The following is a 16263-nucleotide window of genomic DNA, read 5'->3' on the forward strand; positions in this document are numbered from 1 at the left end:
ATTTTCAGCACCTTTAGTGAAGAGACATTACTCTTAATGCTTCTTTGCAAATCGATACATAGCCCTCATGTGGTCTGAAGTAACTTCCTCTAAAGTATTCTCCGGCAACATGCTCCCATGACGTTTTATTTTCTTCTTCAGGAGTAAAGAGATCTGAGTTTTTACAATTATTTGAGCATATCAGATAGCACAAAAGTTCCATCTCGTCTGGGTGAGTCCGCTCATTGATTACGGATAATTCTGTTTTACCTAAAATACTTCCAACATCTTTTGCATCAAATGTTTGAGATAGAATGGAATTGCCTAACGTCGGTCTTATTGAATAGATTGCAATGGCGAGAACAGTAAGAACTTTGTAGCCGAATACTGCTCGATTACCCAGATACCCTTGCTGAGAGAGTATTGCATATACCTCTAGGTGACGCACAAGGGTTTCAACTTCCCTTAACGATAAGTTATTGATTTTTATTATTTGTTTTATGACTCGAACTGAACCGCACTCGTGTAAGTTTAATATATTGAGTACATCGCTGGTTCTAACTAAATTTTTGTAATGGCTCAATGACACAGCGGTTTCTTGGTGTGTGTTAAGCCCTTGTGTTTGAGGTAAGCTGAAGGAGTACTTGAGAAATTTATCCAAGTACCTTTGCGCATCAACAGCCTTGCCATAACAGTGATTGATAGAAGACCTAAGCTGTTGAGTATTGGTTACTAATACAAACTGTACACCTTCAACGTTGAATGTATGCTTGATGATCTCCAACATGTTAACTGCGAAGTCTGGTCTACAGCGATCTAGTTCATCGACAAACAGTATAATAGGTTTTTCCTGAGCTATCTCTTGCAGTGTCTCTTGAAGCGCTTTTAGGCTTTCAGATGCCTTTACGTGATCTTTCAGTACCGACTCTACCGATGCATCAATGGCCTTATTGGCTGCTTGCTGAATTTCTTTGTCGAAGTCGTCAACTACATCGGCGGCATCTTGGCGAAGTAGATGCGCTACGCCAGCTTTTGCTAGAGTCTTCAAACCGTATCTTGCCGCAGGTATGGCTTTCTGAATAAAGCTTTCTTGAGCTTCTTCTGAAGGTAGAATATTAATAACTTCTGCTAGTACAGTTAAGAGAGGCTCATCAGCATGATCCGCTTGGAAGGCATCTACATATATTAAGTGATGTGTCTCATCTTCAGCCATAAGGTTAATTAACTTATGGCAGAACTCCGTTTTCCCCGTTCCCCAACTACCATCAATCACCATAGGTGAGATATCTATGTCTGCTCTTAGTAGTTGAATGGCTTTCTCTGCAATTTGTTTACGTTGAAATTCATCTCGCTCATTAAATGTGATGTTCATAAAGCCTAGCCTTTGTTTTTAGTTTTAATTCATCGTTTGTTCACTGGCTGATTCAAGCGTTCGCCCTTGATAGTCATGCAAGGTAACACCTTTATCTGTTTTCCAATCTACCCAGCCATTAGAAGTGGCGAGCAACAGGAACATGGATGCACCGCTTGGTGTTCTGAATAGGTAGTCGCGTTGAAAGACAAAACGTTGACCATCAGTGTCCACGATACCTTTGGCGAGTAATGCATCACGCTTATCGTAAAAGCGTTGATCGGTTTTTCTTTTTGTTGTCATCGGTGCGGACGAGCCTTTCAAGACAACCATTCCTTTACTGGTATAGATGCCTTTCGCATCAACACCTGCGCGATTACATATAAAGGTCTGTTCGGCCTTTGTCATTGCTGGTTCTGTAAGCGGTTCGAAAATCGGGTAACCTAATGTAGCCAAAAGCAGACTACCAATATCATGGATTTCGTCGCAATCTGCTTTGAGAGGGATAGGAGTATGAGGTTTTTGCCCACCATTTCCATTGAGCAGGTCATAACGCTGGCAGGACTTTGCTTTTTCAATCGAAAGAGATTCCAGATACAGCACATGGGTCTGAGTCAAATTATTGGTAAGAGAAATCAAAACTAAGGCTCGTTCCCAATCTTTTTTCTCATCTTTATGATGCTGCATTAACCGAGACCCTACATCACCAGATTGACCGATATAACATTCTTCCTTGTTGTCACCAGAAACAAGAAAGTACAAACCAACTTGCTTTGATTCTGGCATTTTAACAAACTCGGCCATTTCACTTCGCGGCACTTCAATCAAACGAATGATTGAAGTGGTTTGTTCGGCAATGCGAATACCAGAAGGGTCACCACTTGGTAGAAAAATCTGGATGGTGCGAGGTCTCTTATTCATTATGCGACTTCCATTTCTTCAATTTTCACACGACGTTTACCCGTCAACAACTGCTGCATCAATGCCTTTTTCTCTTGTTTAAAGTGAGCAAGTTTAGCTGTCAGTATTTCGATTTCTTTATCGGCAGCAGTAAGGACTGAGGAGATTTTTTGTTGTTCAGAAAATAATGGCATCCTAAACAATACTGTCTTCATAACACCATTCATTAACTTAGGATTTGCTAATGTATGAGATACATACTTAAATGTTTCTAAAGATAATGCTAATGCTAGGTACTTTGTATCTAGGCTTTTTATATCCTTGGGTTTGAGGGTTCCACAAACGTTAGTACAATTGAACTTTCCTGATCTGAAAAATACTGTTCCAGCATTAACTCCATCAGTAGTCCACGTTACATATTCACCTTCAAAGTCATATGTACCAATGCAACCCATGATCCCATTATTCAATGTTTGAGATGAGTAGACAGGATACATACCTTGATTATCTGATATTTCAATTTTGCTAATGACACGACCACGACCAACAATACATGTATCATCAACGGTAACTTCTTTCCATTCCCCCTCAAACGCCTTACCCGTTTCAGGATTCACCAAACGCTTCTTACCCGTCAAAAGCTGTTGCATCAGGGCTTTTTTCTGCTGCTTGCTGGTTTCAATTAGCTTTTCTGTGGTGCTAATCGCTTTATCCCATGTTGATAGAATTTTGGCGATTTTGCGTTGTTCTGAGAGTGGAGGTAATGGCAATTTGACTTTGCGTAACTCTTCTAATGAAATCTCTTTAAATGTAGAACCTTTACTTAAAGAATTGATTCGATTTAGGATGGAGGTACTAGCAAGCTTGTAATAAACAAACTTTGTATCATTTTTATCATTCACAGAAATACGAGCAGTACCTTGGGTCAGGTTAGCTTCTGGTAGGTCTGAAGGTACAATACTTGTTCTTGCTATATTCCCACGCAATGAAAATACTATGTCGTTAGGATGTACAGCCGAACGTCTATATTTATGATGAATTTCGGGGGCAGTTTTTTGAAGTTTTTGAACATCGATATCACCGCCTACGTCAGCACTTTTGATATAGGGGATACCACCCTCAACATGTGGGCCAGCTTGAACGATACCATAAGAAATTTTTTCTTTAGTAATCTCAGATAGTGGTAGAACCTTCCAACCATTAGGCACCATAACCTAGCTCCTCTAGGTAACCTGCCATTTCCGCTTCCAGATCAGCCAGTTCACTTTGCAGTGCTAAACGTTCTTCACGCACTGCCATCAGGTCGATCTCTTCTTCTTCCTCAAACGTGTCGACATAACGAGGAATATTGAGGTTGTAGTCGTTCTCAGCAATCTCTTCGAGCGTTGCTAGGTATGAGTATTTGTCGGTGGTTTGACGCGCCTTATAGGTATCTACAATCTTTTGAATGTTCTCAGGCGTTAGTTGGTTCTGGTTCTTACCTGATTTGAATTCACGAGAGGCATCAATAAACAATACCTTGTTATCGTTTTTCTGCTTTTTGAAGATCAGGATGGCGGCTGGGATACCTGTACCGAAGAACAGCTTCTCAGGTAAACCAATCACGGCATCCAGCAAGTTTTCGTCAATCAATTGTTTACGAATTTTACCTTCTGAAGATGCTCGGAATAGCACACCGTGAGGTACAACAACACCCATACGACCAGTCTGTGGTTTTAACGTCTCAATCATGTGTGAGATAAACGCATAGTCACCTTTAGTTTTTGGTGGAAGACCACGGCGGAAGCGACCAAAGTGATCATTGCTCGCGATGTCGTATCCCCATTTATCTAAGGAAAATGGAGGGTTGGCGGTAACCACATCAAAGTGCAGTAATCCACCTTCCTGATCTTGTAGTTTAGGGTTACGAATTGTGTCCCCCCACTCAATACGGTGGTTATCTTCACCATGCAGGAACATGTTCATCTTCGCCAGTGACCAAGTTGAACCAATTGCCTCCTGACCAAACAAAGCATACTGCTTCGAACCGCCAAAGTTCTTTTGAACTTGCTTACCACACTTCATCAATAGTGAGCCTGAGCCACAGGCAGGGTCACAAATACTGTCGCCTTGTTGTGGTTCAAGGATGATAGAGAGTAAATCAGAGACTTCTGGTGGTGTATAGAACTCGCCAGCCGATTTGCCACTACTTGCCGCGAAGTGTTTGATTAGATACTCGTAGGCATTACCTATCACATCTAATGAGCCAACACGGCTAGGGCGAAGGTTTAACGTCTCTTTACCAAAATCTTCCAGTAAGTGGCGAAGGATTTCGTTCTTTTGCTTTTCATCACCAAGTTTATCGGTGTTAAAGCTGATGTCTTGGAACACGCCTTTTAGCTTGGTGCCGTTGGCTTCTTCGATAGCGTGCAGAGCTTGGTCGATACGTGATCCGTTACCTGCTTCATGGCGAGCTTCGTATAGATCCCAAAAAGTTGCGCCTGTTGGGACTTTAAAAGACTGGCTCTCCATCATTGCTGCGATCAGCTCTGGTACATCTCCGTATTCAACCGTTAGTTCGGCTACTTTATCTCTATGTACATCGGAAATGTACTTTAAGAACAACATGGTTAGGACAAAGTCTTTGTAAATCGACGGATCAACGGTGCCTCGGAAAGTATCACAGGCAGCCCAGACGGCTTTGTTTATTGCATCTTGACTGATATTAGTATGGGGCATTTACTACTTGCTCTTGAATAATGGTGAATATCAAATCGAAACCAACATTAGCTAATGTTTACAATCAAAGATTCAGGGACTTAGCAAAAAGGAGTTTCATTGTTATTTATGTTTGTTGCTGCAATTCTATCACTAAAGAAGAGGAAAAATACGTAACGAACACGTATTTTTCCTTGGCAATATTCGTACTTTAGGTGGCGGTGTTGTGGTTGGATAAACGCATGGTTCAAAGACAGGGGAAGGAATGGGAAGCAGAGGTGAGCAGACATGCTCACCCCTTACTTTTATTAAGCGCTCTTGAGCTGAACATTACCTTGTTTTTGAATGTTTTTTGGCGTCCTTCCTTTAGGTAAGCAAGGAATAGTGAAGGCCTCATTAATATTACCAGCAGCAGGAAGCTGGATTTTGTTTCCGTCTGCATCTTTTTTGTATCGTGCAACCCTTCGCACGCTAATTTTGTTTCCTGTAACCGCAATACCAAGATTCATGTTCCACCCCTTGAAAATTGCAGACAATTTGCACAATAGTGAGTACGAGGTGGACTCATGAACGAGTGACTGAAGATAGTTCCGTACCTGATACTCGATGTCATCCTCCGACTCTAAACCCAATGATGAAATGATACGAGTAAGATAAGTTTCTGGTGTCATAGGCAAAGTATCATTAAGTGAAGTTTCTTTGAGTTTTTGCGTAATCAGATAGTGTGCAAACGCATAAATTGCCTCAGAAACTTGGCTCTCCAGTCGATGGCGCTTTACTACAGTTGCAACAAAATGCACCGATAACGCTAGCTCTTCATTTTCTTCCACATATGCCAAAATCTCAGCGGGTTGAAATGAGGTTCCTTGAGTCCCCCTAAACGCATAAGGATTAGATGTTTTATCAAATGCCTTCGCTAACATCGCTACTCGAGACAATACGTTCGCGTTGACCTTAACCCCCGCCATTTCTAAAACCTGAGATCTAGATCTCAGGTTGCCTACATCGATATGCGCGAAGGACAGATCGTCAGTGACTCCATAGGTTACGGGCGCAATAAATCCAGCCCCTGATTCATAGGATGCTTCTAGACGATGATGTCCGTTCAAAATTTCTCCCTCATCAGAGAAAATGAGTGGTTCACCAGTCAGGCACCATTGGCCTTTCGCCATAGCCTCCGCGTATTTCCTGATCTTTGCCTTGCTCAATTTTCTATTTTTATTGTTGTCATTTATGGCTCCGCGCCGAGAAAACTTCAACATGTCTCTGGCTAACTGTGGTGTGATGTAAATGACCGTGTGTTTTAGACTCGTTTCTACTTGTTTTACCCCGGAGTAGTAGCGTGCGTTGGACTTAAAAATATCTTTTAGTTGTTCGGACGATAGAACAGAGCTGGAGTTAGCTAAAAGTTTTTTAGAACTTGCTAAATAACTAGAGCTTTCTTTGTCATCATATCTATCTACCAACGAGTCAACTATCGATGTTTCTAATTCCTGATCTGATATTTCATCAAATGCGTTTTCTTTGTTATCTGCCATTTGCGACCTCTCTGTATTACTTGTGGCAATATAATGACTAGGCATTCACCTGCCTTAGATAATTACCATTATTGATCCGACATGCATGTCGGATCAAATTTTAATTTTGTTTTAGACTGCGTTTTTCAGATAACTGGATGAAAAAAATTGATACTTTCGGATAAAAAAATCAGTGGGATCTTGCTTTCTTCGGAAGGACGAACGCAAAAAACACTAATTGCAACTATGCCTGTGTTTGAAGTCGCCGCTTTTTTTTCGGTAGGAAACTTATTGCCCGAATTAAAATGGGCAGCCGATGCCGCTGTTAATGCTAAAAACGCTGACAAGGTTCAAGAAATTCAAGCTGAGCTAGAGAGTATCCTGTTTGATAAATCGGTATGCATGCCGTTGTCCCTAACATTTGCGGTTATCGGAAAGCCACACCTTCATCATGCAGCTCGTTCTCTGCCCATACTGAGTTACAACCCCTCGGATACTCATATTGTGGGGAACGTTTTAGTGCTGGTAGCAATCTGTAAGATTCTTGGCTTAAAAACGTTTTTGTTTAGCTCAAGGCTAAGTGTTAAAGAGGCTAATCAGAAGAGCGAGCTTAGGCAGCGCCTAGCTATGGAAAACGTGGAGGTACGAGTTGTATTTGATGACGAGAAGGGGTTGGAAGCCAGTCATGCTATCGACCTGTTTAAAAAAAGTAGCATTTTTGACTCATCATTGAACCTGCCTCATCTGAGTGAAGGAAAAAACTTACTACCGAATGATGACTTCCCACTAAAAGATTATATAAATCAGCTAATAAAAGAAGCGAATATTGAACGTTATGGTGGTGTTAACTTTAATTCTAAGCATGTAAAAGTATCAGAGAGCAGCATTACCACACAGTATATATTGTTCAAATTAATTGTTGGTGCCGTGGCTGGGGTAGGAACACAAGAGTACAGTAAGATGTCGAAAGACGTGACTTTATCGAGTGGCGATAGTCTTTCATCTATATTGTCAGAAGGTTATGTTAGTAATATAGCCGCCTTCTTAGCAGCTTGGCTTGAACCATTGAAGGAAGCGTTTGTGCATAATCGCTCTGGTTACCATTTATCTCCTCAAGTTTGGCAAGCAATAGGCCTCACAATCCATCACTTAGTGAACAATGGCGCGTCACTAACCGAATTAAGTACCGCAGGTAAAGAGCTAGGCCAGCTAGACTACAGCAAGAACGCTTCACACTGGAAAAGGTGCTCGGTAATGGAGTTGGATGCTAAAGGCAGTATTTACAAAAATGCGGCGAATTCGACTCGACAGTTTCGGATAGGGCTATCCGAGTATTTTCTCTCATTGCTAGCAGTGTGAGCTGAGCAATCACATGTGGGATGTGTGTAGTTTTACAGCTTTAAAATAAGAGCCTGTTATATAAGAGCTTCCGATTAGTATTATCCCATATTTGATAGTGATCTCATGGGCAGGCATATTTGTTCTATCTATGTTCACCTTCAAGCAGTCCTTGCACGAAATCAACCAATCGCTAGATAACTCTGGTTCTGACGATTTTATAGATAAAGTTAGCTCACACCCTTTTTCACCAAGGCTGGCATTTACTACATGAAACAAGTTCATTCTGTCTTCAGAGTTTAATTTATCAATATACCGAACAAATTCCTCCACTTTAGGCTCCTTTATGGCGAGTAAACTAAACCGTAAGTTAAACACTGCAAAGGTGTACGTATTACCCTCCACCTTTGCAGATTCTACATTACTTACGCCATCCTGTAGATCACTTCCACCCCCACTTTAAACGGTCGTATAAGCAAACTAGCTTCTTGAAGTTGCTAGCGTAACTAGAAACCTTATAATCAAGCTTTTCTTCGTTATCGAGTAAAAACTGATGTAGTAAATCTAAGTCTATTTTATCCGATGATAGGTAGGGAATGTAAGCTGAAGCATTTTCGACAGTACATTTATCGATAATGTCCTGTAGGGAAGAGTGACGATAGTTTCTAAAAAAGGATTTTTTATATGAGGCGACTCCAAGCTTTTTGAAGTCCCTACTTATAGCTTTACCTAAAGCATAGCCTGATGCTTCGTAATCAGCTTGCGTAGTTATGCCCAGTTGGTTCAGGTATTTAAATACGGGGATATTTGGTGAACTTTTTAAACCTCTCGGTGCAACATGTTTGAGTACTTGTTCACTATCATACTCACAATCACCATGAAGAATATCTCTATATAAGTTGGCGGCACATAGTTGTTCATAGCCAAGACTCGATGGCCCGACAGGTTCTGTTGATGCAACACCAACCCCAACGAGAAACTCAACATCATCCTTGCTCTCTATTTCATCAATATCAACGACACATATTTTTTTCTCAGGCTCAGACGACTGGACAAGTTCATAAAGTTGCTCTTTACAATACCTGAGAACCCTAGCAGGTATTTTCCTCTTTGTTGCGTCTATAGCTTCATAAACTGGAGAAAAGTCGTTAGTTTTAACCAAAATAAGCGGTATCTGTATACCATCAATTGACAGGTAAGTATCAGAAATGTTTGGTTCTTCATTGGCATTTAAACGTTGTACGAAAATTAAGTTTTGACGCAGTTTTTCTATATTGTCTTTACCGATACAATTTGAGATTGCCTTCAACAAGCTGCTAATGTTTTCGTCGGAAATAGAATAACCAATGAAGACTATAGGATGCTCCACGAATAGCGTGATCAACTTTGCAGCGAGATATGTGTTTTTTTCATTAAAATCAACATAATCTGAATCTGTTAATACGAGAGAGTTAGCGTTAGTCGAGCAACCGTGGATTTTATAGATCTCTCCAATCTCTTGAGGATTAGAGAAAAGCAGCTCCTCTTGACCAACATAAGTGGTATATTCAGGGAAAAGCTGTTCAATAAACATATCCCAATTGGTCGTGATGACGCCGTCAACATTAAGGTTGGCTAGTAGTTCAACCTCTTGCTGATATCCTGATTCTTTTGCTCTATCTTGGTTTAATGTTGATAAGTAATTTGCTATTTCAATTCTCAAGGCTGAAGTTTGATCGACGATCTTTGACTTGTACCTTTCAACACTTGCTGAATACTGTGGAGCAGTCCACCAATATTCATTGAAATCTTTCGCTAGTAAGCTTGCTATTTTGGGGTAATTTCCATCGGCAGAAGCTAGATAGTACTCGAATGGCTTTCCAGCAACACAAAAGCGATTAAGTAAACCTTTCCAATCTTCCAAGCCTAAATATCTTCTTGAAAATCCAGAACCAAGAAAAAGGAATGGGCCTGCCGCCTTACTGTTAAAAATGTCTATTAATCTTTCTTTTACAGCCATGGAACCTCCTGTTGTGTAACTGTAAATACTACACTTTAGTAAGGGGGTTGTAATCTGAACTGTTTGACCTTTGTTTGATTTTTAGTCAGTTGTTCAGTGAGTGGGTATATGTTCTGAATAGATTTTGATTGCAATTGGAAGCTGAGTGGATTTCTTTTGTAAGGTGTTGTAGTCTTTCATTACCGACTTGAACAGAATTACTCGCTTTACGTAATCATACATTCAACCCAGAAACAACAACAGGTGGTAACGCACTTAAGTTCTACGCTTCTGTTCGTCTAGATATCCGTCGTACTGGCGCAATCAAAGAAGGTGACGAAGTCGTAGGTAACGAAACGCGCATCAAAGTTGTTAAGAATAAGATTGCAGCACCATTTAAAGAAGCAAACACACAAATCATGTACGGCCAAGGCTTTAACCGCGAAGGTGAACTTGTCGATCTAGGTGTGAAGCACAAGTTAGTTGAAAAAGCCGGTGCTTGGTATAGCTACAATGGCGATAAGATTGGTCAAGGTAAAGCGAATGCGTGTAACTACCTGCGTGAGCATCCTGAAGTGGCTAAAACTATCGATACAAAACTGCGTGAAATGTTGCTAGCGCCAGCACTTGGGGAAGCGCCTGAAGCTGGTGAAGCGCCAGAGCAAGCTGAAGAGTTTTAATCTCTCATAGATTAATAAATGACAAAGCCCTGCAATGCGGGGCTTTGTTGTATCTATTGAAATCAAAAATCGAATTATCACAAAGGCCATTGAGAGCCTGTACAGCAAAAATACTTTTAGGATCATCATGTACCAAAAACGCCAGGCGCCAACATTATCGAGCAAAGAGGCTGCTATCCAATTGCTTAGCCGTCGCGATCATGGTCAGTATGAGCTTTACCAAAAATTATCGATGAAGGGCTATGAAGAATCAGACATCGACATCGCAATTAATTTTTGCCTAGACCATAACTATTTAGATGATTTACGTTACGCGAAGAGTCAAATTAGACAGCATGTATACAAAGGACATGGAGAGCGTCGAATTCGTCAAGAGTTAAACCAGAAGCGTGTTGCGGAGTCGGTGATTGAGCAAGCTATGGCTGAAGAGCCGCAAGATTGGTTTGAACTGGCTAAACAGGCGGCAGAAAAGAAATTCAAAGGTATTAAAGCCAAAGACCAAAAAGAGTACGCAAAACAAGTTCGTTTTCTGCAATATCGTGGCTACAGTTTTGACCAAATCAGCTACGCGCTGAGCTTTGAGGACGAAGATTAACGGTCAGTCGTCCGCACTGATTTTTGTTTTGCTTCAAATTTTTTCTCCTACTCCCTCTTTTCCTCAAGAAAACTAGTCTCAGCTGTTTGCATGATCTACAATACGGCAAAATTCTAACTCGACTATTTTCAGGAAGAGCTGCATGTACATGAGCACTGATGAGGTTCGTAACGCGTTCCTCAAGTTCTTTGAGAGCAAAGGACACCAAATCGTAGAAAGTTCATCGTTAGTTCCACATAACGACCCAACCCTGCTGTTCACAAACGCAGGTATGAACCAATTTAAAGATTGTTTCTTAGGCTTAGAAAAACGAGCCTACACTCGAGCGACTACGGCTCAGCGTTGCGTACGTGCTGGTGGCAAACATAACGACCTAGAAAATGTTGGCTTTACTGCTCGTCATCACACATTCTTTGAAATGTTAGGCAACTTCAGTTTTGGCGATTACTTCAAAGAAGATGCGATCTCCTTTGCTTGGGAATTCCTAACCGAAGTTCTTAAACTGCCAGCGGATCGTTTATTGGTAACTGTTTACGAAACCGATGACGAAGCGTTTGACATCTGGAACAAGAAAGTTGGCGTGCCCGCTGATCGTATTGTTCGCATTGGTGATAAAGAAGGCGGCAAGCCGTACGAGTCTGATAACTTCTGGCAAATGGGCGACACTGGCCCCTGTGGTCCATGTACTGAAATCTTCTACGATCACGGTGAGCACATCTGGGGTGGCCGTCCTGGCACGCCTGAAGAAGATGGTGACCGTTTCATCGAGATCTGGAACAACGTATTCATGCAGTTCAATCGTCACGCAGACGGCACTATGGAACCGCTACCCAAACCATCGGTAGATACTGGTATGGGTATCGAGCGTATCTCTGCAATCATGCAGGGCGTTCACTCAAACTACGAAATTGATGTATTCCAAGCTCTTATCAAAGCAGCAGCAGAAGTGATCGGTTACGAAGACCTATCAAACCAATCACTACGCGTTATCGCTGACCACATCCGTTCATGTTCATTCCTGATCGTGGATGGCGTTATGCCTTCAAACGAAGGTCGTGGTTACGTATTACGCCGTATCATCCGTCGCGCAGTTCGTCACGGTAACAAGCTGGGCGCACAAGGTGCATTCTTCCACAAGTTGGTTGGCGTACTGGCAGACATCATGGGTACGGCTGGTGAAGAGCTGAAGCGTCAACAAGCTGTGGTTGAAAAAGTACTGCGTATCGAAGAAGAAAACTTTGGTCGTACACTTGAGCGCGGTATGGCGATTCTAAACGAAGCATTAGATAACCTAGACGGTAAAGTACTGGACGGCGAAACCGTATTTAAACTTTACGACACTTACGGCTTCCCAGCTGACTTAACTAACGACGTTGCACGTGAGCGTGAGTTCGCAATCGACGAAGAAGGTTTTGAGAAAGCGATGGAAGAGCAGCGTCAACGTGCGCGTGAAGCGGGTAACTTTGGTACTGACTACAACGCAGCAATCAAAGTTGATACGCAAACAGAATTCTGTGGTTACACAGGTACTAAAGGCTCTAGTTCTGTAGCAGCGATGTTCGTTGAAGGCAACGAAGTAGATTCGCTATCTGCGGGCGACAAAGCAATCATCGTACTTGGTGAAACACCATTCTACGCAGAGTCAGGCGGTCAGTGTGGTGACGCTGGTGAAATCCGTACTGAGTCTGGTGTATTCCGCGTTGAGGACACTCAAAAACTAGGTAACGCAATCGCGCACCACGGTGTAATGGCAGAAGGCGTTCTAGCGAAAGGTGATGAAGTAGCAACTATCGTTGACGCAGAGCGTCGCGCAGCTATCTCTCTAAACCACTCAGCAACGCACTTGCTACACGCAGCACTACGCCAAGTTTTAGGTGAGCACGTAACGCAGAAAGGCTCATTGGTGAAGGCAGACAACCTACGTTTCGACTTCTCACACCTAGAAGCCGTAACTGCAGCAGAACTGAAAGAAGTTGAGCGTCTAGTTAACGCGCAAATTCGTCGCAACCACACGATTGAAACCAACGTGATGGACATTGAGTCTGCTAAGAAGAAAGGCGCAATGGCACTGTTTGGTGAGAAGTACGATGACGAAGTACGCGTACTGTCTATGGGTGACTTCTCGACAGAGCTTTGCGGTGGTATTCACGCATCAAGCACAGGTGATATTGGCCTATTCAAAATCACTTCAGAAAGCGGCATTGCTGCAGGTATTCGACGTATTGAGGCGGTAACAGGCGAGGCTGCATTAGACGCTATTGAAGCTCAAAACGCGAAGTACGAAGAGAAACTCGCAGAATCTGCACAGAAAGCAAAAGCGCTAGAGAAAGAAGTGCAGAAGCTAAAAGATAAGATGGCGGCAGCAGAAAGCGCTAACATCATGGGCAAAGCGGTTGAAGTCAATGGTACAAAAGTTCTAGTCGCAGCTCTTGAAGGCGCTGACAGCAAGAACCTACGTACTATGGTTGATGACATCAAGAACCAAATGGGGTCTGGTGTCGTACTGCTTGCTAACGTAACAGGTGACAAGGTTGGCCTGATTGCTGGTGTGACTAAAGATCTAACTGGTAAAGTAAAAGCTGGTGATCTAGTTAAGATGATTGCTGAGCAAGTCGGTGGTAAGGGCGGTGGTCGTCCTGACATGGCTCAAGCTGGTGGTACTGATGTAGCCGCACTACCAGAGGCAATTAAAACAGTTCAGCCTTGGTTAGAAGAGCGCTTATAAGCTTTTAACTACTAAAATTACGCTCAATCAAGTTTCTTTGATTGAGCGTAATTTTTTTTAGCAGCCAAGTGGTTTAATTGACCAAAAGTTAACCGAGTCATTTAAGCTATTTGGTTTTTGTTGTAACTACTGCTTATATAATTTTTCTAAAAGGAAATACTGACGATGTAAGCAGTTCTAAAGAGACTTCGGTCTTGGGAAGGTGAAGACTGGTGAAAAAGCCCCTTATCGTGCAAAAGTTTGGCGGAACCTCCGTGGGTTCAATTGAAAGAATCCACCAAGTTGCTGAACACATCATTAAGGCGAAAAATGATGGCAATCAAGTTGTTGTTGTCGTGTCTGCAATGTCAGGCGAAACAAACAGACTGATGGACCTCGCTAAACAGATAGATAGCGTGCCTACAGCTCGAGAACTTGATGTTTTGCTCTCTGCTGGTGAGCAAGTGTCAATGGCACTGTTAGCAATGACACTCAATAAATTGGGTCATGCTGCACGCTCGCTTACCGGAGCACAGGCGAATATTGTGACGGATAATCAACACAATGACGCAACGATTAAACACATTGATACTAAGACAATTCTGGGATTGCTTGAGCAAGACCAAATCGTGATTGTTGCAGGCTTTCAAGGTGTGAATGAGAACGGGGATATCACCACATTAGGTCGAGGTGGCTCAGATACGAGCGCAGTGGCACTGGCAGGCGCATTGCGCGCTGATGAGTGTCAAATCTTTACCGACGTTGATGGTATTTATACTTGTGACCCACGTGTAGTGAAAAACGCGCGAAAATTGGCGGTTATCGATTTTCCTTCCATGGAAGCGATGGCAAGCCGAGGCGCGAAAGTATTACATTTACCTTCAGTGCAATTTGCATGGAAGAATAATGTGCCACTGCGCGTGCTTTCGACATTTGATGTTAATGAAGGCAGTCTGGTAAAGGGGGAGTTAGGCAATCAAGCCGTCTCTGGTATAGCCATTCAACGTGACCTTGCCATAATCGAAGTCGATAAAGAACATTTATCTAGTGCTACAAAACAATGTCAGATGTTGGGTATCGACATTTGGAATGTGATCGAGGAAACAGAACGGGCAGGTATCATGATAAAACAAGATGCATGTGCCAAGTTCGATCTGGTGTTCAGCGACAAAATCCGTAATAGTGAAGTGGTAAGCCTGTTGACCGCAGTGGGGCTTGAGGCCAATGGAATGGTAGAGCACGCATGCGATTTGTTGGCAAAGCGAGATATTGAGATCAATTTCAGCGCAACGAATGCACTCACTATGATGCTAGTTTTAGCACCCGAATGTGTGGATACAGCAGCAAACATTCTGCATGATGCTTACATTACGTCTAGTGAAGCATTAAACATTCAACAAAAACATGCCTTTTTAGGCTGATTTTCGCTAACAAGGTAGTTTACGAAAATATAACTTTTGTTGGATAATAGCTTTGTAGCAAGAAAATTTAGAGATTACTCAAGGAGCAAAGAATGCTAATTTTGACTCGCCGCGTAGGCGAAACACTGATGATTGGTGATGAAGTGACTGTAACTGTACTAGGTGTTAAAGGTAACCAAGTGCGTATCGGCGTTAACGCTCCGAAAGAGGTTTCAGTTCACCGTGAAGAAATCTACATGCGCATTCAAGCTGAAAAAGGCAATGGCAACGTTGCTTCAGGTAACTACTAAGTCGCTCCTGTTTACAGAGCTTAGTTTGAATGAAAAAGGCTAACCGGAGGGTTGGCCTTTTTAGTTTTTACTGTTTTTGAAAATTTGCAGAAACTATTGTGTTGAGTATGGCTGTGAATTCATCAATAATGTTGATTCGAACTTCAGAAAGTTATTTGAAAATAAATGTCTTTTTTTCAGAGAAGACTCTCTTTTTTTCATCATAATAGAGTGATAAAGTTCGTTTAATAGTCACTTTGATTAAATCAGCAACGGTTAAGCCAGTTTCGTAGATTTTTTCAAAGAAAGTGTTTGACATATTTTCGGTAAAACGTAATATGTGCCTCCGCAAGACGGTGAGGTGGCCGAGAGGCTGAAGGCGCTCCCCTGCTAAGGGAGTATACGGTTTATCCCGTATCGAGGGTTCGAATCCCTCCTTCACCGCCATTCTTGCAACGTTGATTTATCAACAAAAAGTGCGTCCTTAGCTCAGCTGGATAGAGTACCTGGCTACGAACCAGGCGGTCGGAGGTTCGAATCCTCCAGGACGCGCCATATCTCTTTTGAGATATAACAATGAAAACGGTGAGGTGGCCGAGAGGCTGAAGGCGCTCCCCTGCTAAGGGAGTATACGGTTTATCCCGTATCGAGGGTTCGAATCCCTCCTTCACCGCCATTCATTGACTGGCCCGATGGCCTTTTTTTTGTTTCGTAAGAAATGAATGTGATTTACTTCACAACTTCTTAGCAAGAAGATCTGCGCGTCCTTAGCTCAGCTGGATAGAGTACCTGGCTACGAACCAGGCGGTCGGAGGTTCGAATCCTCCAGGACGC

Annotated in this window: 11 protein-coding genes, 4 tRNA genes and 1 pseudogene; 10 read left to right on the plus strand and 6 right to left on the minus strand. The window is 42.4% G+C overall.

The features are described from left to right. Positions 1-13: 13 nt before the first annotated feature. The 5 genes from R7Q09_RS16790 to R7Q09_RS16810 form a co-directional block, all read right to left on the minus strand. Positions 14-1351, minus strand: coding sequence for a KAP family NTPase (locus R7Q09_RS16790; RefSeq protein ID WP_318071137.1), 1338 nt, complete (start codon positions 1349-1351; stop codon positions 14-16). Positions 1352-1375: 24 nt separating this feature from the next. After that, positions 1376-2251 carry a GIY-YIG nuclease family protein gene (locus R7Q09_RS16795; protein WP_318071138.1) on the minus strand — a complete coding sequence of 292 codons (876 nt, stop codon included), beginning with the start codon at positions 2249-2251 and terminating at the stop codon, positions 1376-1378. Then, positions 2251-3441 carry a restriction endonuclease subunit S gene (locus R7Q09_RS16800; RefSeq protein ID WP_318071139.1) on the minus strand — a complete coding sequence of 397 codons (1191 nt, stop codon included), beginning with the start codon at positions 3439-3441 and terminating at the stop codon, positions 2251-2253. Before R7Q09_RS16800 ends, R7Q09_RS16795 begins: the two co-directional genes overlap by 1 nt. Beyond that, positions 3431-4948 carry a type I restriction-modification system subunit M gene (locus R7Q09_RS16805; RefSeq protein ID WP_318071140.1) on the minus strand — a complete coding sequence of 506 codons (1518 nt, stop codon included), beginning with the start codon at positions 4946-4948 and terminating at the stop codon, positions 3431-3433. The genes R7Q09_RS16800 and R7Q09_RS16805 overlap by 11 nt, the downstream gene beginning before the upstream one ends. A gap of 287 nt (positions 4949-5235) precedes the next feature. Then, entirely contained in the window at positions 5236-6465 is a 1230-nt protein-coding gene (locus R7Q09_RS16810) for a chromosome partitioning protein ParB (RefSeq protein WP_318071141.1), read from the minus strand. 225 nt (positions 6466-6690) lie between these two features. Here R7Q09_RS16810 and R7Q09_RS16815 point away from each other — a divergent pair, with 225 nt between their 5' ends. Further along, entirely contained in the window at positions 6691-7803 is a 1113-nt protein-coding gene (locus tag R7Q09_RS16815) for a hypothetical protein (RefSeq protein WP_318071143.1), read from the plus strand. A 421-nt stretch (positions 7804-8224) separates the two neighbouring features. Here R7Q09_RS16815 and R7Q09_RS16820 read toward each other — a convergent pair whose 3' ends face one another. Next, positions 8225-9781, minus strand: a complete 1557-nt coding sequence (locus R7Q09_RS16820; RefSeq protein ID WP_152811589.1) for an SIR2 family protein — start codon at positions 9779-9781, stop codon at positions 8225-8227. Between the two features lie 224 nt (positions 9782-10005). On the opposite strand from R7Q09_RS16820, the pseudogene recA reads away from it, so the two are divergent. The 9 genes and pseudogenes from recA to R7Q09_RS16865 all read left to right on the plus strand — a co-directional run. Next, positions 10006-10440, plus strand: a pseudogene (gene recA, locus R7Q09_RS16825) (recombinase RecA); the annotation flags it as partial. 127 nt (positions 10441-10567) lie between these two features. Then, the gene (gene recX / locus R7Q09_RS16830; protein WP_017633543.1) at positions 10568-11035 is read left to right on the plus strand and encodes a recombination regulator RecX; all 468 of its coding nucleotides are present in this window, start codon (positions 10568-10570) and stop codon (positions 11033-11035) included. A 142-nt stretch (positions 11036-11177) separates the two neighbouring features. Beyond that, entirely contained in the window at positions 11178-13760 is a 2583-nt protein-coding gene (gene alaS / locus R7Q09_RS16835; protein ID WP_005380872.1) for an alanine--tRNA ligase, read from the plus strand. A gap of 212 nt (positions 13761-13972) precedes the next feature. Next, on the plus strand, positions 13973-15160 hold the full coding sequence (locus R7Q09_RS16840; protein ID WP_005383803.1) for an aspartate kinase: 1188 nt from the start codon (positions 13973-13975) through the stop codon (positions 15158-15160). A 92-nt stretch (positions 15161-15252) separates the two neighbouring features. Then, positions 15253-15450: a carbon storage regulator CsrA gene (csrA, locus tag R7Q09_RS16845; RefSeq protein WP_004415691.1), complete on the plus strand. Its 198-nt coding sequence runs from the start codon at positions 15253-15255 to the stop codon at positions 15448-15450. Between the two features lie 334 nt (positions 15451-15784). Next, a tRNA-Ser gene (locus R7Q09_RS16850) sits at positions 15785-15876 on the plus strand. 31 nt (positions 15877-15907) lie between these two features. Beyond that, positions 15908-15984 (plus strand) — tRNA-Arg (locus R7Q09_RS16855). 29 nt (positions 15985-16013) lie between these two features. Then, positions 16014-16105: transfer RNA gene (locus R7Q09_RS16860), tRNA-Ser, on the plus strand. Positions 16106-16190: 85 nt separating this feature from the next. Next, positions 16191-16263, plus strand: a tRNA-Arg gene (locus R7Q09_RS16865).

This window comes from Vibrio sp. 2130-1 (assembly GCF_033339515.1).

Bases quoted from the DNA above. Each gene is read 5' to 3' on its own strand.
- R7Q09_RS16815 (WP_318071143.1), top strand. From the start codon at position 6,691: ATGCCTGTGTTTGAAGTCGCCGCTTTTTTTTCGGTAGGAAACTTATTG.
- R7Q09_RS16820 (WP_152811589.1), bottom strand. From the start codon at position 9,781: ATGGCTGTAAAAGAAAGATTAATAGACATTTTTAACAGTAAGGCGGCA.
- R7Q09_RS16800 (WP_318071139.1), bottom strand. From the start codon at position 3,441: ATGGTGCCTAATGGTTGGAAGGTTCTACCACTATCTGAGATTACTAAA.
- recX (WP_017633543.1), top strand. From the start codon at position 10,568: ATGTACCAAAAACGCCAGGCGCCAACATTATCGAGCAAAGAGGCTGCT.
- alaS (WP_005380872.1), top strand. From the start codon at position 11,178: ATGTACATGAGCACTGATGAGGTTCGTAACGCGTTCCTCAAGTTCTTT.
- R7Q09_RS16790 (WP_318071137.1), bottom strand. From the start codon at position 1,351: ATGAACATCACATTTAATGAGCGAGATGAATTTCAACGTAAACAAATT.
- R7Q09_RS16810 (WP_318071141.1), bottom strand. From the start codon at position 6,465: ATGGCAGATAACAAAGAAAACGCATTTGATGAAATATCAGATCAGGAA.
- R7Q09_RS16795 (WP_318071138.1), bottom strand. From the start codon at position 2,251: ATGAATAAGAGACCTCGCACCATCCAGATTTTTCTACCAAGTGGTGAC.
- R7Q09_RS16805 (WP_318071140.1), bottom strand. From the start codon at position 4,948: ATGCCCCATACTAATATCAGTCAAGATGCAATAAACAAAGCCGTCTGG.
- csrA (WP_004415691.1), top strand. From the start codon at position 15,253: ATGCTAATTTTGACTCGCCGCGTAGGCGAAACACTGATGATTGGTGAT.